Origin of the sequence: Acidovorax sp. 62 (genome assembly GCF_002754495.1) — a bacterium.
Taxonomy (GTDB): Bacteria; Pseudomonadota; Gammaproteobacteria; order Burkholderiales; family Burkholderiaceae_C; genus Acidovorax.
Window position 1 is genome coordinate 2,329,064 of the sequence record NZ_PEFJ01000001.1, and the last position, 18,867, is coordinate 2,347,930.

21 protein-coding genes are annotated in these 18,867 nt (G+C 63.5%); 9 read left to right on the top strand and 12 right to left on the bottom strand.

Annotation, left to right across the window (positions count from 1 at the left end; all coding sequences use genetic code 11):
* Window positions 1-2: 2 nt before the first annotated feature.
* From CLU86_RS10480 to hemP, 4 genes are all read left to right on the top strand, one after another.
* Window positions 3-722 (top strand): MotA/TolQ/ExbB proton channel family protein, encoded by a 720-nt coding sequence (locus CLU86_RS10480; RefSeq protein ID WP_099741560.1) that lies wholly within the window; start codon window positions 3-5, stop codon window positions 720-722.
* Between the two features lie 3 nt (window positions 723-725).
* Window positions 726-1,136: a biopolymer transporter ExbD gene (locus CLU86_RS10485; RefSeq protein ID WP_099741561.1), complete on the top strand. Its 411-nt coding sequence runs from the start codon at window positions 726-728 to the stop codon at window positions 1,134-1,136.
* 224 nt (window positions 1,137-1,360) lie between these two features.
* Complete coding sequence (locus CLU86_RS22815; RefSeq protein ID WP_158236323.1) at window positions 1,361-1,525, top strand: hypothetical protein; 165 nt, start codon at window positions 1,361-1,363, stop codon at window positions 1,523-1,525.
* A gap of 208 nt (window positions 1,526-1,733) precedes the next feature.
* Entirely contained in the window at window positions 1,734-1,946 is a 213-nt protein-coding gene (gene hemP, locus CLU86_RS10495; RefSeq protein WP_099655992.1) for a hemin uptake protein HemP, read from the top strand.
* 359 nt (window positions 1,947-2,305) lie between these two features.
* Here the strand turns inward: hemP and CLU86_RS10500 are convergent, their stop codons facing one another.
* Entirely contained in the window at window positions 2,306-2,713 is a 408-nt protein-coding gene (locus CLU86_RS10500; RefSeq protein WP_099741563.1) for a heme-binding protein, read from the bottom strand.
* A 229-nt stretch (window positions 2,714-2,942) separates the two neighbouring features.
* On the opposite strand from CLU86_RS10500, the gene CLU86_RS10505 reads away from it, so the two are divergent.
* Window positions 2,943-3,317, top strand: coding sequence for a hypothetical protein (locus tag CLU86_RS10505; protein WP_099741564.1), 375 nt, complete (start codon window positions 2,943-2,945; stop codon window positions 3,315-3,317).
* A 158-nt stretch (window positions 3,318-3,475) separates the two neighbouring features.
* Here the strand turns inward: CLU86_RS10505 and rlmD are convergent, their stop codons facing one another.
* From rlmD to CLU86_RS10520, 3 genes are all read right to left on the bottom strand, one after another.
* Entirely contained in the window at window positions 3,476-4,948 is a 1,473-nt protein-coding gene (rlmD, locus tag CLU86_RS10510; RefSeq protein ID WP_099741565.1) for a 23S rRNA (uracil(1939)-C(5))-methyltransferase RlmD, read from the bottom strand.
* An 80-nt stretch (window positions 4,949-5,028) separates the two neighbouring features.
* Window positions 5,029-5,334, bottom strand: a complete 306-nt coding sequence (locus tag CLU86_RS10515) for a hypothetical protein (RefSeq protein WP_099655996.1) — start codon at window positions 5,332-5,334, stop codon at window positions 5,029-5,031.
* Between the two features lie 150 nt (window positions 5,335-5,484).
* The gene (locus tag CLU86_RS10520) at window positions 5,485-5,961 is read right to left on the bottom strand and encodes an Lrp/AsnC ligand binding domain-containing protein (protein ID WP_099655997.1); all 477 of its coding nucleotides are present in this window, start codon (window positions 5,959-5,961) and stop codon (window positions 5,485-5,487) included.
* 139 nt (window positions 5,962-6,100) lie between these two features.
* Between CLU86_RS10520 and putA the strand changes: the two genes are divergently transcribed.
* Complete coding sequence (putA, locus tag CLU86_RS10525; RefSeq protein WP_099743503.1) at window positions 6,101-9,847, top strand: trifunctional transcriptional regulator/proline dehydrogenase/L-glutamate gamma-semialdehyde dehydrogenase; 3,747 nt, start codon at window positions 6,101-6,103, stop codon at window positions 9,845-9,847.
* Window positions 9,848-9,947: 100 nt separating this feature from the next.
* Here putA and CLU86_RS10530 read toward each other — a convergent pair whose 3' ends face one another.
* On the bottom strand, window positions 9,948-11,021 hold the full coding sequence (locus CLU86_RS10530; RefSeq protein WP_199175113.1) for a DUF6352 family protein: 1,074 nt from the start codon (window positions 11,019-11,021) through the stop codon (window positions 9,948-9,950).
* A 113-nt stretch (window positions 11,022-11,134) separates the two neighbouring features.
* Here CLU86_RS10530 and CLU86_RS10535 point away from each other — a divergent pair, with 113 nt between their 5' ends.
* Window positions 11,135-11,545, top strand: coding sequence for a hypothetical protein (locus CLU86_RS10535; RefSeq protein ID WP_099743505.1), 411 nt, complete (start codon window positions 11,135-11,137; stop codon window positions 11,543-11,545).
* Between the two features lie 109 nt (window positions 11,546-11,654).
* Here the strand turns inward: CLU86_RS10535 and guaA are convergent, their stop codons facing one another.
* From guaA to guaB, 4 genes are all read right to left on the bottom strand, one after another.
* Complete coding sequence (gene guaA / locus CLU86_RS10540) at window positions 11,655-13,298, bottom strand: glutamine-hydrolyzing GMP synthase (RefSeq protein WP_099741566.1); 1,644 nt, start codon at window positions 13,296-13,298, stop codon at window positions 11,655-11,657.
* 12 nt (window positions 13,299-13,310) lie between these two features.
* On the bottom strand, window positions 13,311-13,745 hold the full coding sequence (locus CLU86_RS10545; protein ID WP_099741567.1) for a type II toxin-antitoxin system VapC family toxin: 435 nt from the start codon (window positions 13,743-13,745) through the stop codon (window positions 13,311-13,313).
* Entirely contained in the window at window positions 13,742-13,999 is a 258-nt protein-coding gene (locus CLU86_RS10550) for a type II toxin-antitoxin system Phd/YefM family antitoxin (RefSeq protein WP_099741568.1), read from the bottom strand. Before CLU86_RS10550 ends, CLU86_RS10545 begins: the two co-directional genes overlap by 4 nt.
* A gap of 94 nt (window positions 14,000-14,093) precedes the next feature.
* Complete coding sequence (guaB, locus tag CLU86_RS10555; protein WP_099656002.1) at window positions 14,094-15,569, bottom strand: IMP dehydrogenase; 1,476 nt, start codon at window positions 15,567-15,569, stop codon at window positions 14,094-14,096.
* A gap of 149 nt (window positions 15,570-15,718) precedes the next feature.
* Here guaB and CLU86_RS10560 point away from each other — a divergent pair, with 149 nt between their 5' ends.
* On the top strand, window positions 15,719-16,246 hold the full coding sequence (locus tag CLU86_RS10560) for a DUF4124 domain-containing protein (RefSeq protein ID WP_099741569.1): 528 nt from the start codon (window positions 15,719-15,721) through the stop codon (window positions 16,244-16,246).
* Window positions 16,247-16,294: 48 nt separating this feature from the next.
* On the opposite strand, the gene CLU86_RS10565 is transcribed toward CLU86_RS10560, so the two are convergent.
* The gene (locus tag CLU86_RS10565; protein WP_099741570.1) at window positions 16,295-16,678 is read right to left on the bottom strand and encodes an RnfH family protein; all 384 of its coding nucleotides are present in this window, start codon (window positions 16,676-16,678) and stop codon (window positions 16,295-16,297) included.
* Complete coding sequence (locus CLU86_RS10570) at window positions 16,671-17,111, bottom strand: type II toxin-antitoxin system RatA family toxin (protein ID WP_099656004.1); 441 nt, start codon at window positions 17,109-17,111, stop codon at window positions 16,671-16,673. The genes CLU86_RS10565 and CLU86_RS10570 overlap by 8 nt, the downstream gene beginning before the upstream one ends.
* A gap of 135 nt (window positions 17,112-17,246) precedes the next feature.
* On the opposite strand from CLU86_RS10570, the gene smpB reads away from it, so the two are divergent.
* Complete coding sequence (gene smpB / locus CLU86_RS10575) at window positions 17,247-17,720, top strand: SsrA-binding protein SmpB (RefSeq protein WP_099656005.1); 474 nt, start codon at window positions 17,247-17,249, stop codon at window positions 17,718-17,720.
* 327 nt (window positions 17,721-18,047) lie between these two features.
* On the opposite strand, the gene CLU86_RS10580 is transcribed toward smpB, so the two are convergent.
* A protein-coding gene (locus tag CLU86_RS10580; protein WP_099743506.1) for an IS5 family transposase occupies window positions 18,048-18,856 on the bottom strand; the annotation gives its coding sequence in 2 pieces (ribosomal slippage) (window positions 18,048-18,526 and window positions 18,526-18,856; 810 coding nt in all).
* Window positions 18,857-18,867 lie beyond the last annotated feature (11 nt).

The following is an 18,867-nucleotide window of genomic DNA, read 5'->3' on the forward strand; positions in this document are numbered from 1 at the left end:
TCATGGAATCGCAATTCGGTATCGCCAATGTCTGGATTCAAGGCGACTTTGTTACCCGTGCCGTGGCCATTCTGCTGCTGGGCATGTCCCTGGCCTCGTGGATCGTCATCCTGATCAAGGCCATCGACATCATCAAGTTCAAGAAGCACGCCCGCGCTGCGCAAGATTTCTGGCACAGCGAAGACTTTGCCGCCGGCATGAGCAAGCTGGGCGCCGACCCCACCAACCCCTTCCGCCACCTGGCACTGGAAGGCCGCGAAGCCACCGCCCACCACCGCAACACCAAGGCGCACCTGCACGATGCGCTGGACGTGAGCGACTGGGTGACGCGCTGCCTGCGCAACACCATTGACGAATTCACCGCCCGCCTGCAATCGGGCCTGGCCATCCTGGCCTCGGTGGGCTCCACGGCTCCGTTCATCGGCCTGTTCGGCACGGTGTGGGGCATCTACCACGCCCTGCTGGCCATCGGCACCTCGGGCCAATCCACCATCGACAAGGTGGCTGGCCCCATCGGCGAAGCGCTGATCATGACCGCCCTGGGCCTGGCCGTGGCCATCCCTGCGGTGCTGGGCTACAACGCCCTGGTGCGCGGCAACAAGTCCATCCTGGGCGGCCTCAACAGCTTTGCCCATGACCTGCACGCCTACTTCGTGACCGGTGCCCGCGTGAACGCCGGTGGCGAACAAGGCAAGGTGCTGCCCATGAAGAAAGGCGGCTAAGCCATGTCGTTTGGAACCCAGGACAGCTCCGATGAGGTGATGAACGAGATCAACATGACGCCCCTGGTGGACGTGATGTTGGTGCTGCTCATCATCTTCATCATCACCGTGCCGGTGATGAAGCACTCGGTCAATGTCGACCTGCCACGGGCCACCAACCAGCCCGAGGACGTCAAGCCCGAGACCGTGCGCCTGAGCGTGTCGTCCGAAGGCAAGTACTACTGGAACGAGTCGGAAGTGACGGAGGAAGAACTCTTCCCCCGCCTGCAGGCCGAAGCCGCCAAAGAGCCCCAGCCCGACCTGCACATCCGTGGTGACAAGGCCGTGCGCTACGAAAAGGTAGCCACCGCCATGGCGGCCGCCCAACGTGCGGGTGTGCGCAAGATCGGGTTTGTGACGGACCCGCAGCAGTAACCCAGCAGGCGCTGTGGACCGCTCCACACACCCCCAGGCTCCGCAAGGAGCCCCTCTCAAAGCCCCGGGCCCTGTGCACGGGGCTTTTTGCGTTGGGAGGCCTATGGCCGCAGGTGCGGCCTTGGACAAGGGCACGGCATCCCCCGCCGCCAGAATACGCACACACCCGATGTCGCAGCCTTGCCACCATGGGCGGGCCAGGCACCAACCTTCAGGAGACGCTGATGAAACTCCACCCCGCCATCCACATGGTCTGCGCTGCCATCTGCCTGGGCCTGCTGCTCGCCGGGCAAGGCAGGCTGGCAGGCGTTCTGTACGTGGTGTTTTTAGCGGTCGAGATTTTTGTCTCCGCCGTCACTGGCAAGCAGGGGAACGATACCGAAAGGTGATGGGCGCTCAGCCCCACGGATCGAGAACGCCCTTCGTGGCGCAGCACCTGCACGGTCATGCGCGCCGCCCTGCAAAGGCGCCGTCAAACCTGCGAACACATCTGGGCACACAAATCTCCGAAATATTTTCAGAAATCGCTTGCCAAGTAATTGCGAATCGTTATCATTAGCACATCGATCAGCATCACACCGCTTCAGGAACACAGACATGCAAGCCACATTGACCACCGCCTCGTTCTTGCGTTCTTCCATGGCCTCGGCCAACGCCGCTGCCGTGCCATCGGCCGCCTCGGAAGGCCCGGTGCTGGCCGTGGACAGCAGCACCTTGCTGCAGGGTCAAAAGGCCGTGGCCATCAGCCACAACGGCTCGTTGTACCGCCTGCAAGCCACCAAACTGGGCAAGCTAATCCTGACCAAATGAGTTTCATCGTGGGGCGACTCCCGGGCTCAACAGCAGTCCGCAAGGGTCGTTTTTGCCAGCCAACGGTTTATCCCGCGTAGCCAGGCTTTTTTTCTCCACGGTATGGTTTCCCCCATCAAAAAACCGGTCGCTGACCGGTTTTTTTGTGCCCGCCTGGTTGGCGGGCGGTGCACCCCAGCGGGGTGCTAGGGATGTCCTGCATCACCCTCGCGAGTCGGTGGTAGTGCGGATCGGGAGAGGCCGCAAGGCGTCTTTTAGCAGCCAATAGCCCGGCTATTGGCAAGAAAAGCAACGCAGCGGACTGCCCGAGGCCGCGCTATCACCGACCGCAGGGAGTGATGAAGGTCATCCCTAGGCCATCACAAGCCCAGGGCGGCAATCCCAGCGCGGGCAATCTGCGCGTCTTCCGTCGACTTCACACCGCTCACGCCCACGGCGCCCAGGCATTGGCCGTCTTTCATGATCGGCACGCCGCCTTCGAGCATGCCTTCCAGCGTGGGGACGCTCAGGAACGAGGTGCGGCCACCGTTGATGACGTCCTCATAGCCCTTGCTTTCGCGACGGCCCAGTGCGGCCGTACGGGCCTTGGCGGGGGCAATGTGCGAGGACACAGCGGCAGCACCGTCCAGGCGCTGCAGCCACAGCAGGTGGCCGCCGTCGTCCACGATGGCGATGGTGACTGCCCATTGGTGCTTCAGCGCTTCGGCTTCAGCGGCGGCGGCAACGCGCTTGATGTCTGCCAGTTCGAGTTCGTGTTTGGTCTTCATAAAGGTATGTACCGGTTTGGATGAATAAGGCCATTGAATGGCAGGGCAAGCCCGCCACGCAGGCAAAAAGCACGCCAAGCATAGCGGCCCGCCGCACGCCGGGCTGAAGGCCAGCAGCTTGAGCCCCTGGTGCGCCATGGCTTTGCCTCGCTTTAGTTGACATCGCTCACCCGAAAAGATCGCAAACAGGTTCTCAATAAGCGCGTGCCGATGCCGATAATGGTGGTACATGCGATCCAGACACCCCCACCCTGCCCTGCTCAAAGCGTTTGCCGTTTCTGCGGTGCTGCTGCTGGCTGGCTGCGAGATTCCAGGCATCTGGCCCGACCCGCGCATTGCCCAGCGCGAGGAAGAATCCAAAGCCATCGGCGGCGCCTGCCGCCATGCCCTGCGCGGACTGGAAGACTGCTACACCCTGAACCCCAAGGCGTCCAAGGCGTCGGTGTTTGCAGGTTGGAAGGAGATGGATGCCTACATGCGCGAGAACAAGCTCGAAGGCAGTCCGTCGGTCATCGAAAAGACCGATAAACCGGAGAAGAAGGCTGCGGCTTCCGCGTCTGTGTCTGCATCTGCCGACAGCAAAAGCGCCAGCGCAAAGCACTGAGGGCTCGGCCGGTGCGGACAAGCCCCCGCATTTAAAGCCCCAAATCGATACAGCCTTTAAGAGATACCCCCAACCCAGCAGTTGGGCATGTGGCTGGGTGGTTGACAGCAGGACCAGGGCGTCGAAAGCACTGGCCCTGCCCCCTCAAGCTCGCTGCATCAGGCGCGCTCAAACACCGCCATGCTCTCGACGTGCGCGGTGTGCGGGAACATGTTGACCATGCCCGCAGCCACGCAGCGGTAGCCTGCCAGGTGCACCAGCAAACCGGCATCACGCGCCAGGGTGGCGGGGTTGCAGCTCACGTACACGATGCGTTTGGGCGGGCTCCAGTGCTCCGCGCCCTCGGGCAAGGGCGGCGCATCTTCAGCACCTTGGCGGGCCTGCTCGATGTCTGCCAGGGCCTTGGCCAGCGCAAAGGCGCCTTCGCGTGGGGGGTCCACCAGCCACTTGTCGGCCACTCCATCGGCGATCAGCATGGCGGGCGTCATTTCAAACAGGTTACGCGCTACGAAATCAGTAGCTGCTAGCGCTTGATTCTCTTGCCTTAGAGCCTGATTTGACTGGTAATTCTCGCGCGAACGGGCCACCAGCGCCTCACTGCCTTCAATGCCCAGCACCTCACGCCCTTGGGTGGCCAGCGGCAGCGTGAAGTTGCCCAGACCACAGAACCAGTCAATCACCCGCTCGTGCTTTTGCACATTCAGCAGCCGCAGGGCACGCGACACCAGCACGCGGTTGATGTGCGGATTCACCTGCGTGAAGTCGGTGGGCTTGAACGGCATGGTGATGCCGAAGTCGGGCAGCGCGTACGACAGCGGCTCACTGTCCTCGTCCAGCAGCTTGACGGTGTCAGGCCCCTTGGCTTGCAGCCACCACTGCACCTGGTGCTGGGCGGCAAAGGCGCGCAGGCGGGCGATGTCGTCGGCAGACAAAGGCTCCAGGTGGCGCAGCACCAGGGCCGTGACATGGTCACCGCAGGCCAGCTCAATCTGCGGGCAGGTGTCCCGCGCGTCCATGTCGGCAATCAGGCCGCGCAGGGGCATCAGCATGGCGCTGACATGGGGCGGTAGCACGGGGCAGACCTCCATGTCGGCCACGTAGCGGCTCTTGCGCTCATGAAAGCCCACCAGCACCGTGCCCTTTTTGATGACATGGCGCACGGCCAGGCGAGCGCGGTAGCGGTAGCCCCAGGCCGGGCCCTCGATGGGGCGCAGGATGGTTTCGGCCTTCACCTTGCCCAGGTGCCAGAGGTTGTCCTCCAGCGCCCGCTGCTTGACGGCCACCTGGGCGCGCGTGTCCAGGTGCTGCATCTTGCAGCCGCCGCAGGAGCCGCCGTGCAGACCAAAATGCGGGCAGCCTGGGCGCACGCGCTGCGAGGACTCGCGGTGGATGTCCGTCAGGCTGGCCTGTTCCCAGTTGTTCTTTTTGCGATGGGTGTTGGCGCTGACCCACTCGAACGGCAGGGCGCCATCAATGAAGACAACCTTGCCATCGGGCTTGCGGGCAACACCCTGGGCGTCCAGGTCCATGGACTGCACCGCAAGCCAGCCCTCGGGAAGATCCGGAAGGTCTGGCAGGTTTGCGGTGTCTTGAATTTCTTGTGGGGAGAGTGGTTCTGTCTGTTCGCTCATCCCCCGATTGTCTCAGGCTCGGGACCCCTGGGCCGCCCGATGGGTGGCCAGCCGGTGTTTGAGGGCTGGCCTGATGGGGTTTAGCCCCGGTCAGCGCGCCGTGCGCGGGGGGCTGCGCTGGCTGCCGAAGGCTTGGTGCGGCTGGGCAGCTTGTTGATGACGACTTCGCAACCTTGTGTGTCCAAGGTGAACACCATCTTGCCGCCCGGCGCCACCGAAGACAAGGTTTGGTGCAGCGGGAAGGACAGGTCCACCGGGGCTTCGTACGAGCGGTAGATCAGCTCGGAATCTGCGGCATAGATGTAATAGCAGGCGGCCGATGCAGCGGGGCTGAACAACGTGGCGGCCAATGCTGCGGCAGCGGCTGCGTAAGGCAATGCGGGCATCTTCTTCTCCTCGGTATAGACTGAAATTGGTTGCATTATGCGGCGCCACCCCCTCGCAGCCCAAGCGCAAGCGTTGCATCCGCAGCCACTGCCAGCCGCTCGAAACAGTTGGATACAGCTGCTTGGCACACCCCAGGCCGTCACCCGCCGTCAAATGTGCAGGTGCAAATGGTTGGTGTGCTTGACTTCCTCCATCACCGCATAGGTCCGCGTCTCGCGCACGCCGGGCAGTTGCCACAGCACATTGCCCGCGAACACACGGTAGGCGTTCATGTCAGCAGATCGCGTCTTGAGCAGGTAGTCAAACCCGCCCGCCACCATGTGGCATTCCATGATCTCGGGGTGCACCTGCACGGCAGCCTTGAACTGGTCGAACACATTGGGCGTGGTGCGGTCCAGCAGCACCTCCACAAACACCAGCATGCCCGCGCCCAGCTTCAGGGGGTTCAGGCGCGCCTCGTAGCCCAGGATGAAGCCATCGCGCGTGAGGCGCTGCACGCGCGCCAGCACCGCCGTGGGCGACAGGGCCACCGCCTCGGCCAGCTTGAGGTTAGCAATGCGGCCGTCTTCCTGCAGGATTGACAGTATCTTGCGGTCAATCCGGTCGAGATCGGGTTCTGTTTGCATGTCGATTAGAGTTTTATTCGGCTTCAGCGCCAATTTTCGACCATTTATTCATCGCCAACCCAAGGATCATCGCCAATAACGCGCCCAACCAACACTTCCCACCGTGTTGGGCCCCGCCAAATCCCTGAAAGACACCGCCATGACGCAGCCCTCCGCCCCGTTTGCAGACTTCGCGCCCCGCGCGCCGCTGAACAACCCGCTGCGCGCCGCCATCACCGCTGCCACCCGCCGCTCCGAGCCCGAGGCCCTGGCCCCGCTGCTGGCCCAGGCCCGCCTGCCTGCCGATCAAGCGGCGTCCGCCGAGCAATTGGCGCTGCGCATTGCCAAGGCGCTGCGCGAACGCAAGGCCAGCGCCGGGCGCGCGGGCATCGTGCAGGGGCTGCTGCAGGAGTTTTCGCTGTCGTCGCAAGAAGGCGTAGCGCTGATGTGCCTGGCCGAGGCCCTGCTGCGCATCCCCGACAAGGCCACACGCGATGCGCTGATCCGCGACAAGATCAGCCACGGCCAGTGGGATGCCCACCTGGGCAAGAGCCCGTCGCTGTTCGTCAACGCCGCCACCTGGGGCCTGCTCATCACCGGCAAGCTGGTGGCCACGCACAGCGAAGGCAGCCTGGGCAACTCGCTCAGCCGCCTGATCGGCAAGGGCGGCGAGCCCCTGATCCGCAAGGGCGTGGACATGGCGATGCGCATGATGGGCGAGCAGTTTGTGACCGGCGAGACCATTGACGAAGCGCTGCGCAACGCCCGCACGATGGAAGCCGAGGGCTTTCGCTATTCGTACGACATGCTGGGCGAGGCCGCGCTGACCAGCGAAGACGCCAAGCACTACTACGCCTCTTACGAGCAGGCAATCCACGCGATTGGCAAGGCCTCTGCCGGGCGCGGCATCTACGAAGGCCCGGGCATCTCCATCAAGCTCTCGGCCCTGCACCCGCGCTACAGCCGCGCACAGTTTGGCCGTGTGATGGACGAGCTGTACCCGCTGGTGTTGCGCCTCACGGCCCTGGCCAAGCAGTACGACATTGGCCTGAACATCGACGCCGAAGAAACCGACCGCCTGGAGCTGTCGCTGGACCTGCTGGAGCGCCTGTGCCACGAGCCCACCCTGGCGGGCTGGAACGGCATTGGCTTTGTCATCCAGGCCTATCAAAAGCGCTGCCCGTTCGTCATCGACTACGTGGTTCAACTCGCCCGCAGCACCCAGCGCCGGCTGATGGTGCGCCTGGTCAAGGGCGCGTACTGGGACAGCGAAATCAAGCGCGCCCAGGTCGATGGCCTCACGGACTACCCCGTCTACACCCGCAAGGTGCACACCGACATTTCGTACATCGCCTGCGCCAAGAAGCTGCTGGCCGCGCCCGAAGCCGTGTACCCCCAGTTCGCCACGCACAACGCCGAGACGGTGGCCACCATCTACCAACTGGCAGGCAGCAACTACTACGCAGGGCAATACGAATTTCAGTGCCTACACGGCATGGGCGAGCCGCTGTATGAGCAGGTGGTGGGTGCCATCACTGCGGGCAAGCTCGGCCGCCCCTGCCGCATCTACGCCCCCGTGGGCACGCACGAAACGCTGCTGGCCTACCTGGTGCGCCGCCTATTGGAGAACGGCGCCAACACCTCGTTTGTGAACCGCATTGCCGACGAAACCATTGCACTGGACGAGCTGGTGAAGAGCCCCGTGGAAGTGATGGACCAGCAAGCTGCCGTGGAAGGCGCCGCTGGCCTGCCCCACCCCCGCATTGCCACGCCCCAGGGCCTGTATGGCGCGCACCGCACCAACTCGCGCGGGCTGGACCTGTCCAACGAAAACACGCTGACCGAACTGGCCGCCGCCCTGCAAGCCACGGCAAGCCACGCCTGCACGGCAGCGCCCCTGCTGGCTACTGACTTGCCCGCAGGTACCACCCAGCCCGTGCGCAATCCTGCTGACCACCGCGACGTGGTGGGCCAGGTGCAAGAGGCCACCACCGCCGACGTAGACCAGGCCCTGGCCCACGCCCAGGCCGCAGCAGCCCCTTGGGCCGCCACCCTGCCCGCCGAGCGCGCAGCGGCCCTGCTGCGTACCGCCGACCTGCTGGAGGCCCGCATGTTGCCCCTGCTGGGCCTGCTGATGCGCGAAGCGGGCAAGAGCGCCAGCAACGCCATCGCCGAGGTGCGCGAGGCCGTGGACTTCCTGCGCTACTACGCCGCCCAGGTGCAAAGCACCTTCGACAACGCCACCCACCTCCCGCTCGGCCCGGTGGCCTGTATCAGCCCCTGGAACTTCCCGCTCGCCATCTTCATGGGGCAAGTTGCCGCCGCATTGGCCGCAGGCAACCCGGTGCTGGCCAAGCCCGCCGAGCAAACTCCACTGATCGCCGCCGAGGCCGTGCGCCTGCTGTGGCAGGCCGGTGTGCCGCGCGCCGCCGTGCAACTGCTGCCGGGCCAGGGCGAGACCGTGGGCGCGCGTTTGATTGGCGATGCCCGCGTGATGGGCGTGATGTTCACCGGCTCCACCGAGGTGGCGCGCATCCTGCAACGCACCGTGGCAGGTCGCCTGGACGCCGCAGGCCGCCCCATCCCGCTGATTGCCGAAACCGGGGGGCAGAACGCGATGATCGTGGACTCGTCCGCGCTGGTGGAGCAGGTGGTGGGCGACGCCGTGTCTTCCGCCTTTGACAGCGCAGGCCAGCGCTGCTCCGCCCTGCGCGTGCTGTGCGTGCAAGACGAAGCTGCCGACCGCGTGGTCGAGATGCTGCAAGGCGCCATGGGCGAGCTGCGCGTGGGCAACCCCGGCGCGCTGCGCGTGGATGTGGGCCCGGTGATCGATGCCGAAGCGCAGGCAGGCATCGCCCAGCACATCGAAAAATTCAAGGCCCAAGGCCATCGGGTGTTCCAGCACACCAGCCATCTGGTGGCGACCAGCGCACCAGGCACCTTCGTGCCCCCAACACTCATCGAACTGAACCACATCGGCGAGCTGCAACGCGAAGTCTTCGGCCCCGTGCTGCACCTGGTGCGCTACGCGCGCAACGACCTGGATCGCCTGCTCGACCAGATCAACGCCACCGGCTACGGCCTGACCCAGGGCGTGCATACCCGCATCGACGAAACCATTGCCCGCGTGGTGAACCGGGCCCATGCAGGCAACGTGTACGTCAACCGCAACATGGTGGGCGCCGTGGTGGGCGTGCAGCCCTTTGGCGGCGAAGGCCTGTCGGGCACGGGCCCCAAGGCAGGCGGGCCGCTGTATCTGCTGCGCCTGCTGTCGCAGCGCCCGGCGGATGCACTGGCCCGCACCTTTGCCGAAGCCGACCGCACCAGCCCCCCCGACACAGAGCGGCGCGAGCGCCAACTGGCGCCCCTGGCCGCCTTGCAGCAATGGGCGCACAACCAGGGCAACCTGGCCCTGGCGGGCCACTGCCAGCGTTTTGCGCAAGAGACCCAAAGCGGCACCGCCCGCACCCTGCCCGGACCCACCGGCGAGCGCAATGTCTACACCCTGGCGCCCCGTGCCCGCGTGCTGTGTCTGGCGCAAAGCACGGACGACCTGCTGGTACAGACGGCCGCCGTGCTCGCCAGCGGCGGCACCGCCCTGTGGCCCAACGCGCAGGCCAGCCTGCATGCCAAACTCCCCACGCAGGTGCAGGCCCAGGTCATGCTGCAAGACAATGCGCTCAGCAGCGCCGCCGTAGCGCTGGACGCCGTGCTGCACCACGGCGAAGCCTCGGCCTTGCAGGCCGTGTGCACCGCCCTTGCACAGCGCCCCGGCCCCATCGTGGGCGTTACAGCACTGCAACCCGGCACGGCAGACATTCCGCTGGAACGCCTGCTCATCGAACGGGCCCTGAGCGTGAACACGGCCGCCGCCGGGGGCAATGCAAGCCTGATGACGATCGGCTGAGGGTTCTGCACAGGGCCACCGCCCTGCAACTAAAAATTTGAATCAAATCAGCCGCTAGCGCTTGCAGATAAAGCGCTAGAAGCTATTAATTCAATAGCATTCAAGATGCGGATGCCAACGGCAGATTGAGCAACAGGTTCTGCGGTTTGATGCGCACCACACCCTCGGCGTTGGTCGCCAAACCCAGATACACCGGCTTGCCCGCCACATCGGCGCGCATCTCGGCCGGGTTGGCAAAGGTCAGCGTGAACAAGCTCACCAGCCGCGCCATGCGCTCAGACTCCACGGGCCGGTCCTGATACAGGTCGTTGAGGATGGCGGTGGACTCCACATCCAGCCCCACATGCCAGCGCCAGGCGCTGTCGGTGACCTCGTGCACAGGCTCGATCAACACCTGCACACCCAGCAGGTGGGCGACCCAGTGCTCCAGCACGCGGGCCAAGGCCTTCAAGCCTGACCGGGCGCGGGTCATCTTGAACGTCAGGCCATGGCTCAGGTCCTGTGTCAGCTCGTGGGTCAGGTCGAGCAGGAAGTGGTGGCGCTCGCTCGCCTGCCAGTAATCCACGGCATTGTCCGCGGTCAACACCTGCACCTGCGCTGTGGGCTGCAAGGCCCCGCTTTGCCGCAGCAGACGCCCCACCTCGCCCAAGCCGGCCGTCTCGTTCAGCATGTCGAGCGTGGCGCGGTCGCCTGCCAGCATCTGGCCTTCGTACTGCGTGATGCGCTGGGGGCGGAACAGCATCTCTGCGGCGCGGGCCTCCAGGGCGTCGTTGCAGTCGGCCAGCAGGTGGCGCAGCAGCGCCTGCACCACCGCGTCAATGAACACCACAGGCACATCCACCACCCCGCTGCGCATCAGTTGCAGGTAATACGCCTGCAGCGTGCCCGCTGCCAGCAAGCCATCGCGAAACCGCAGGAACACGGCGTAGTTCTCGCGGGCGTCGTCGTCCTGCACGGCGGCCAGCTCGGCCGCCGCCACGGGCTTGAGCGGTGCAGCCTGCAAGCCCTCGTGCAGGGCCACTTCTGCGGCGCAAGACTCGGGCACCAACGCCAGCTCAGGCCGCGCGAGAAACGTGCGCACATAGGCCTGCGTGGGCACCAACCAGCCGCGCGCATTCTGCTGCAGGTGGGCGTACCCACTGCGGGGCCAAAAGTCATGGAGGGGTGGCGTCACGGCGGCGGTTCCTGAAAATCAAAACACCCAAGGCTACACCGGCCTCTCCGTGCTTTCCCGAGCTTTCCCACACGGGCCTGCGTTTTTGCAGAGCCGACGGCACAATGGGCACGATGAACGCGCTGCCCACCACGTTCCCCATCCGCACTGAATGCCCGCCCGGCGCCTGTGTGTGCGACCGCGATGCCTTGCTGCAAAACCCGCAAGGCGACACGCGCGTGCTGCTGCTAACCCGCGAGGAAGAAAAACGCCTGCTGCAGCGACTGGAGCAACTGACCAGCCTGGCCGACCTGCGGCGCATGCAAGCGCGTATGGAGCAACAACTGGGCATCCGCATCACCATCACCCCCAGCCCCAACGAAGTGCGCACCCTGCGCGGCATCACCATTCTGGTCCACGAACAACCCGGCCTGTGCCGCAAAACCCGCCAAGCCATTCCCGCCGCCATCAAGCAAAGCCTGGAACAGCGGCCAGAGATCAGCTACGAACTGCTGGACGAAGGGGGGTTGTTTGGTGGGCAATAGCCCACAGTAGTCCACTGAATCCTCCGAAACAAAAAAGGCCTTGAATGACTTCAAGGCCTTTTTCGTTCGTGCATCGAAGCTCAGTCGATAGACCTGAGCCGTGTGCCGATCACTCCCACTCGATCGTCGCTGGCGGCTTGCTGCTCACGTCGTACGTCACACGGTTGATGCCGCGCACTTCGTTGATGATGCGGCCCGACACCTTCTTGAGCAACGCATAAGGCAGTTCAGCCCAGTCGGCGGTCATGAAGTCGCTGGTCTGCACGGCGCGCAGGGCCACCACGTAGTCATACGTGCGGCCGTCGCCCATCACGCCCACGCTCTTGACGGGCAGGAACACGGTGAAGGCCTGGCTGGTGAGGTCGTACCAGCTCTTGCCGGTGGCGTCGTCCTTGAAGTTGCGCAGCTCTTCGATGAAGATCGCATCGGCACGGCGCAGCAGGTCGGCGTATTCCTTCTTCACCTCGCCCAGGATGCGCACGCCCAGGCCGGGGCCGGGGAAGGGGTGGCGGTAGACCATCTCGGGCGGCAGGCCCAGGGCCACGCCCAGTTCGCGCACTTCGTCCTTGAACAAATCGCGCAGAGGCTCCAGCAGCTTCAGACCCAGCTGTTCGGGCAGCCCGCCCACGTTGTGATGGCTCTTGATGGTGACGGCCTTCTTGCTCTTGGCGCCGCCGGATTCGATCACGTCGGGGTAGATGGTGCCCTGAGCCAGGAACGTCGCGCCTTTGACGGTGCGACCAACATCCTCGCCCTTGTGGCCGCCCGTGCCCGCCTTGAGCTTGGCAGCCTCGGCCTTGAACACGTCCACAAACAGGCCGCCGATGATCTTGCGTTTTTGCTCGGGCTCGCTCACCCCGGCCAGCTTGCCCAGGAACAGGTCACTGGCGTCCACGCGGATGACCTTGGCGTGCAGCTTGCCCTCGAACATGTCCATGACCATGTCGCCTTCGTTCAGGCGCAGCAGGCCGTGGTCCACAAACACGCAGGTGAGCTGGTCGCCAATAGCGCGGTGGATGAGCGCGGCAGCCACGGACGAATCCACACCGCCCGACAGGCCCAGGATCACTTCTTCGTCACCGACCTGCTCGCGGATTTTCTGGACGGCTTCTTCGATGTAGTCGCCCATGATCCAGTCAGCACGCGTGCCGCAGATGCCCAGCACAAAGCGCTCCAGCAGCGCCTTGCCCTGCACGGTGTGCGTGACTTCGGGGTGGAACTGCACGGCGTAGTAGCGGCGGCTTTCGTCGGCCATGCCAGCGATGGGGCACGAAGGTGTGGAGCACATCACCTTGAAGCCCGGGGGCAAGGCTGTGACCTTGTCGCCGTGGCTCATCCACACCTTGAGCATGCCGTGGCCTTCGGGCGTGGCGAAGTCTTCGATGCCCTTGAGCAGTTCGGTGTGGCCATGGGCGCGCACTTCGGCGTAGCCAAATTCGCGGGTGTTGGAACCCTCGACCTTGCCGCCCAACTGCTGGGCCATGGTCTGCATGCCGTAGCAGATGCCCAGCACGGGGATGCCGAGTTCAAACACCGCATCTGGCGCCTTGTCATCCACCTCGTACACGCTGGCGTGGCTGCCCGACAGGATCACGCCCTTGAGCGAGCCATCCTTGGCGTAGTCGCGCACCCATTCGTCCGTCACATCGCAGGGGTGCACTTCGCAGTAGACATTGGCTTCGCGCACGCGGCGGGCAATGAGCTGGGTGACTTGCGAGCCGAAATCGAGGATGAGGATTTTCTGGTGTTGCATGGTGGGGTTCCGTCAGAGGCGGGAGAGGTCAAGAAGGGGGACACCGCTGCGCTGAGCGGCAGCGATCTGTTGGGGATCGAAAGTGGCCAAGGGCAGGCGCAACGAGCGGGCCAGCCACAGGTATGCCGCATCGAAAGTGGGCAGGCTGGTCTCCAGCGCCACATCCAGCACGGCCTTGTGCTGCGCGGGGGCCAGCTCGTGCAACTCCACCCGGTGGCGGATGGCTTCGAGCACGCTCCACAGGCCTTCAACCGATGCGGCGGGGATGCGCCCACTGTTCACACCGCTGGCGAGGATGTTGTGGCACTCCCAGTGCCAGAGGTTGGGCGCCTGGGGCTCGACCTCATCGCGGCGGATCAGGGTGTAGAGGCGGCGCGTGTGGTCGCTGGCGGCATCGGGCAGCAGCCAGGCGGCGGTGACAGATGCATCGAGCACGAAAGCGGTCATGCAGCGCTCCGCCCTGTGTGGCGCAGAGCCTCCACCATCGACGGCTCGGCAGGCTGGATGCTGGCATGCAGTGCGTCCATCTGGCCCAACTCGCGGGCAATCTGCTCGTCCGAGATGACGGGACGGCGGCGCACGGGCAGCATGCGCACCACCTCTTTGCCGTGGCGGGTGATGCGCACCTCCTCGCCCTGCTCGACCAACTCGATCAAGGCAGAGAACCGGGTTTTTGCTTCGTAGATGCCGACGGACTGCATAAGTAAAAAAGTCTGGCCTGAATGGTTAATTCAGACCAGACTATATCAGTCTGACTAGATTTTTTCAATCTAGCCAGATTAGAAGCACCAAAGATCAATCCGCCCGGTAGTTGGGGGCTTCCTTGGTGATCTGCACATCGTGCACATGGCTTTCGCGGATACCAGCGGTGGTGATCTCGACGAACTCTGCCTTGTTGTTCATGTCTTCAATAGTGGCGCAACCGCAGTAGCCCATGGAGGCGCGCACGCCGCCAGCCATCTGGAACACGATGGAGACCATCGATCCCTTGTAGGGCACGCGGCCTTCAATGCCCTCAGGCACCAGCTTGTCGGCATTGGGATTGCCGGTGGTCGATTCCTGGAAGTAGCGGTCGGCGCTGCCCTGCTGCATGGCGCCGATGGAGCCCATGCCACGGTAGCTCTTGTAGCTGCGACCCTGGAACAGAATCACTTCGCCAGGCGCTTCTTCGGTGCCCGCAAACATGCCGCCCATCATGATGGTGCTGGCACCAGCGGCCAAAGCCTTGGCGATGTCACCGCTGTAGCGAATGCCGCCGTCGGCGATCAGTGGCACCCCGGTGCCCTTGAGTGCCGTGGCCACGTTGTCGATGGCCATGATCTGGGGCACACCCACGCCAGCCACGATGCGGGTGGTGCAGATGGAGCCAGGGCCAATACCGACCTTGACCGCATCGGCACCGGCTTCGACCAGCGCCAGCGCTGCAGCGCCCGTGGCGATATTGCCGCCAATCACATCCACCTGCGGGTAGTTTTGCTTGACCCAGCGCACACGGTCGATCACGCCCTTGCTGTGGCCGTGGGCGGTGTCCACCACGATGGCATCGACACCGGCGCGCACCAGCGCTTCAACGCGCTCTTCAGTGCCCTCGCCCACGCCTACCGCCGCGCCCACGCGCAGGCGGCCCGAGGGGTCGCGCGCTGCATTGGGGAAGCTGGTTTGCTTGGTGATGTCCTTCACCGTGATCAGACCCTTGAGTTCGAAGGCATCGTTGATCACCAGGATCCGTTCGAGCTTGTGCTTGTTCAGCAACGCCTTGGCTTGCTCGGGCGTCGTGCCGTCTTTTTCATTGACGGTGATGAGCTTCTCGCGCGGCGTCATGATCTGGTGGACCTTGACGTCGTATCGGGTTTCAAAGCGCAGATCGCGGCCCGTGACGATGCCGACCACCTTGCCACCATCGCACACCGGGAAGCCAGAAATACCCAGTTGCTCTGACAACTGCAGCACTTGCAGCACCGTGTGCTCGGGGGTGATGACCACAGGGTCACGCAGCACGCCGGACTCATAGCGCTTGACCTTGGCAACATGCGCTGCCTGCTCTTGCGGGGTGAGGTTTTTGTGAACGATACCGATACCGCCCTCTTGGGCGATGGCAATGGCCAAGCGCGCTTCGGTCACGGTGTCCATTGCGGCGGACACGAGCGGCAGATTCAGCTGGATATTGCGGGAGAGTTTCGTCGCGAGGGACGTGTCCTTGGGCAGGACCTGGGAGTACGCTGGCACCAGCAACACATCGTCGAAGGTGAGCGCTTTTCCAAGTAGGCGCATGAGAAGGCTCCAAAAGACGGATTGTACCCGCACTGCTTCGTGACACGCTGGCCAGAGCCCTACCATCCGTTGCATCAAGGAGTCCGTCCATCTGTAACCATGTGCTATTGCTGTGACAACAAACAGCGTGCACGGCTAAACTCATCGCCATGAAAATGCACAAGCTTCTCCTGCTGGCCGTGGCCTGCACTTGGGCACTGGGCGCCGCCGCTCAGTGGCAGTGGATCGACAAGGACGGCCGCAAGGTGTTCAGCGACCGTCCACCTCCGTCCGACATCCCCGCCAAGAGCATCCTGAAGCAGCCCGGTGGGTCCGCTGCAGTGCGCATTGCGCCAGATGCTGGCGCCGCAGCGTCCGGTGCCGACGATGCCGCACCGGCCACGGCAGCCAAAGCACCCACCAAACCCGCCAGTGCAGGCAAGGACAAAGAGCTGGAAGAGAGAAAAGCCCAGGCAGAGGCCGCAGAAGCCGCCAAGAAAAAGGCCGAGGAAGAGAAGCTGGCACGCGCCAAGGCAGAAAACTGCGCACGCGCCCGCCGCGCCAAGGCCGACTTGGAGATGGGCCGCCCCACCATGCAGGTCAACGCCCAAGGCGAGCGCGTTTTTATGGATGAAGCCAGTCGCAACGCTGAAATCAAGCGTGCCAGCGAGATTATGGCAACGGATTGCGCACGCTGATTCGCTGCTGATCCAGCGCCGCGCAGCCAGACAAGGCTGCGGCTCTGTTCAATACCCTGCCTTGGCACCTGGGCGTTTGCTGGCAAAGAGCCCGGTGCTGCGGGCACCCTGTTTGGCAAAACGCTCGCGCCTGGCGACCTTGGGGTCCACTTTCAGGGGGCGGTACAACTCCACCCGGTCCAGGTCTTGCAGCACCGTCTCTGGGGCCGCAGACCGCCCCCATACACCGATCAGCCCCCTGCCCTCTTCGCATCCTATAGACAGTGCGGACAGTGCAGCACCCTGTCCGCAGGCCTTGAGGGCATCGGCCACGGTAGCCCCCTGGGGCAAACTCAATTGCCATTGCTGCGTCTGACGGGGTGCCGTGCACGCCACCAGCACAACCCTCAGCGGCTGCATTGCGCCGCCACTCTTGGTGGGCGGCTCACCCATACACCTGCTCCGCACGCTTGACGAAGGCATCCACCATGGTGGCGGCAATGCGGTCAAACACCGGGCCCACCAGCGCGGCCAGTGCCATGCTGCTAAAGCCATAGTTCAATTGCAACTCCACTTTGCACGCCCGCTGGCTGCCATCGCCCACGGGCAAAAAGCGCCAGTCTCCCTCCAATTGCGAGAACGGGCCTTTCACCAAATGCATCTGTACCCTCTGGCCAGGGACATGGGTATTGCGGGTCACAAAGGTCTGGCGAATCCCGCCCAGGGCGATGCCCACTTCGGCTGTCATTCCGCCCTCCACATGCTCCAGCACCCGGGCCCGGTCGCACCAAGGGAGAAATTCTGGGTACTGCTCCACGCCAGTGACCAAGGCAAACATTTCTTCGGGGGAATACCAGATGAGGACAGACTTTTGAACGGTTTTCATGCAAACAGGACCGCTACACACAGCATGATGGCTGGCGGGTGCAAGGGGTCAGAGGAAATTAGAATCGCAGCTGCGAGACAGCGACAATTGTAGGGAGGCCTTTTATCTTCCGGTTTGCGTCTTATCTAATTCCTCATGGCCAAAAAACCCGATCCATCGTCCCGCATCGCTGACAACAAGAAAGCGGCTTTCAACTACTTCTTTGAAGAACGCCACGAGGCAGGCATGGTGCTGCACGGCTGGGAGGTCAAGGCGCTGCGCGAGGGCAAAGTGCAACTGACCGATGGCTACGTGCTCATCCGCGAAGGCGAGCTGTACCTGCTGGGCTGCCTGATCCAGGCGCTGAAGACGGCCTCCACCCATGTGAACCCAGAGTCGGCACGCACCAAAAAGCTGCTGCTCAAAAAAGACGATATCAAACGCTTGATCAGCAAGGTCGAGCAAAAGGGCTACACCCTCGTCCCCCTGAACCTGCACTGGAAGAACGGGTTTGTGAAATGCGAAATTGCCTTGGCCAAGGGCAAGGCCGAACATGACAAGCGCGACACCATCAAGGACCGCGAGGGCAAACGAGAGGTGGAGCGGGCCATGAAAAGCCGCAACCGCTGAGACGAACGCAGCCACTACTCTGCACAGCACGAACAGTCGAGACTGGGACTACAGGGATGCCATCGGGGAAACGAGAAAGATAACCTCAGCCTCATTGCAGCCTCTGGGTTGAACCACTGGACTGGCTCTGTGAATCAGCTAGCGCAAAACGCAAACGCCCGATGCAACCCATCGGGCGTTTGCGTTTTCAATCACTTACGTCCCGTTGTTGGATCCGACATTGCGCCAAACACAATGCCATGCGCTGAACCTGCAGCAGCACAAAGCGCTTCAGCAAGACACCTGAATCAAGATTGCAAACACATTGTATAAAGCACTTAAGAGTGGCTAACACGACCGGTCCACGAACCGAGAACAGATGATGGCTGCGGCCAGCGTAAGCAAGGCTTGATGAATGTCGAGTCGCCTCTCGAATCGGATCCGCAGTTTTCCAAACCCAGCAAACCACGCGTGCGTGCGCTCTACAACCCAACGGTGTTTGCCCAGCCGTTGACTGCTTTCAACGCCTCGTCTTGCAATCCTGCTCAAGATGCCTTTGGCCCTCAAATAGGCCCGGCAACGGCGGTAGTCGTAACCCTTGTCTGCATGTAATTTCCTGGGGCGTTGGCGAGGTCGGCCCGCCAAACCTCTCAGCGCTGGAATGGCGTCAATGCACTGCTCGAAAAGCATGGAGTCATGCCGGTTGGCGCCACTGACCAATACTGCCAAAGGGATGCCTCTTGCATCTACGACGATGTGCCTCTTGGAGCCTAGTTTGCCCCTGTCGGTTGGGTTGGGGCCGGTTTGCGCCCCCCCCGGGGGCTTGGAACTGTCGAGCCGTCAATGCTGGCTCGTTCCCAATCGATTTGGTCATGCTGACGAAGGCGAATCAGCATCGCATGGTGCAATTGCTCCCACACCCCAGCGGCTTGCCAATCGCGCAGTCGACGCCAACACGTCATGCCACTGCCTAAGCCCATGGATTGGGGCAAGTCTTCCCAGGGGATACCTGTTTGAAGCACAAACAGAATTCCATTGAGAGCAGCCTCATAGCTGACAGTGCGCTTGCGCGGGCCTCCCTTGTTGGATGGAACAAAGGCGGGGATCAGGGGCTGTAGCTGCTGCCACAGTTCTTTGCTAACGGGACGTCGGGCCATGGGGGCGCAGA

Bases quoted from the DNA above. Each gene is read 5' to 3' on its own strand.
- smpB (WP_099656005.1), top strand. From the start codon at position 17,247: ATGGCCAAAAAACCCGATCCATCGTCCCGCATCGCTGACAACAAGAAA.
- CLU86_RS10565 (WP_099741570.1), bottom strand. From the start codon at position 16,678: ATGGGTGAGCCGCCCACCAAGAGTGGCGGCGCAATGCAGCCGCTGAGG.
- hemP (WP_099655992.1), top strand. From the start codon at position 1,734: ATGCAAGCCACATTGACCACCGCCTCGTTCTTGCGTTCTTCCATGGCC.
- CLU86_RS10560 (WP_099741569.1), top strand. From the start codon at position 15,719: ATGAAAATGCACAAGCTTCTCCTGCTGGCCGTGGCCTGCACTTGGGCA.
- CLU86_RS10500 (WP_099741563.1), bottom strand. From the start codon at position 2,713: ATGAAGACCAAACACGAACTCGAACTGGCAGACATCAAGCGCGTTGCC.
- CLU86_RS22815 (WP_158236323.1), top strand. From the start codon at position 1,361: ATGAAACTCCACCCCGCCATCCACATGGTCTGCGCTGCCATCTGCCTG.
- rlmD (WP_099741565.1), bottom strand. From the start codon at position 4,948: ATGAGCGAACAGACAGAACCACTCTCCCCACAAGAAATTCAAGACACC.
- guaB (WP_099656002.1), bottom strand. From the start codon at position 15,569: ATGCGCCTACTTGGAAAAGCGCTCACCTTCGACGATGTGTTGCTGGTG.
- CLU86_RS10570 (WP_099656004.1), bottom strand. From the start codon at position 17,111: ATGAAAACCGTTCAAAAGTCTGTCCTCATCTGGTATTCCCCCGAAGAA.
- CLU86_RS10480 (WP_099741560.1), top strand. From the start codon at position 3: ATGGAATCGCAATTCGGTATCGCCAATGTCTGGATTCAAGGCGACTTT.
- putA (WP_099743503.1), top strand. From the start codon at position 6,101: ATGACGCAGCCCTCCGCCCCGTTTGCAGACTTCGCGCCCCGCGCGCCG.
- CLU86_RS10520 (WP_099655997.1), bottom strand. From the start codon at position 5,961: ATGCAAACAGAACCCGATCTCGACCGGATTGACCGCAAGATACTGTCA.
- CLU86_RS10550 (WP_099741568.1), bottom strand. From the start codon at position 13,999: ATGCAGTCCGTCGGCATCTACGAAGCAAAAACCCGGTTCTCTGCCTTG.
- guaA (WP_099741566.1), bottom strand. From the start codon at position 13,298: ATGCAACACCAGAAAATCCTCATCCTCGATTTCGGCTCGCAAGTCACC.
- CLU86_RS10535 (WP_099743505.1), top strand. From the start codon at position 11,135: ATGAACGCGCTGCCCACCACGTTCCCCATCCGCACTGAATGCCCGCCC.
- CLU86_RS10485 (WP_099741561.1), top strand. From the start codon at position 726: ATGTCGTTTGGAACCCAGGACAGCTCCGATGAGGTGATGAACGAGATC.
- CLU86_RS10505 (WP_099741564.1), top strand. From the start codon at position 2,943: ATGCGATCCAGACACCCCCACCCTGCCCTGCTCAAAGCGTTTGCCGTT.
- CLU86_RS10515 (WP_099655996.1), bottom strand. From the start codon at position 5,334: ATGCCCGCATTGCCTTACGCAGCCGCTGCCGCAGCATTGGCCGCCACG.
- CLU86_RS10545 (WP_099741567.1), bottom strand. From the start codon at position 13,745: ATGACCGCTTTCGTGCTCGATGCATCTGTCACCGCCGCCTGGCTGCTG.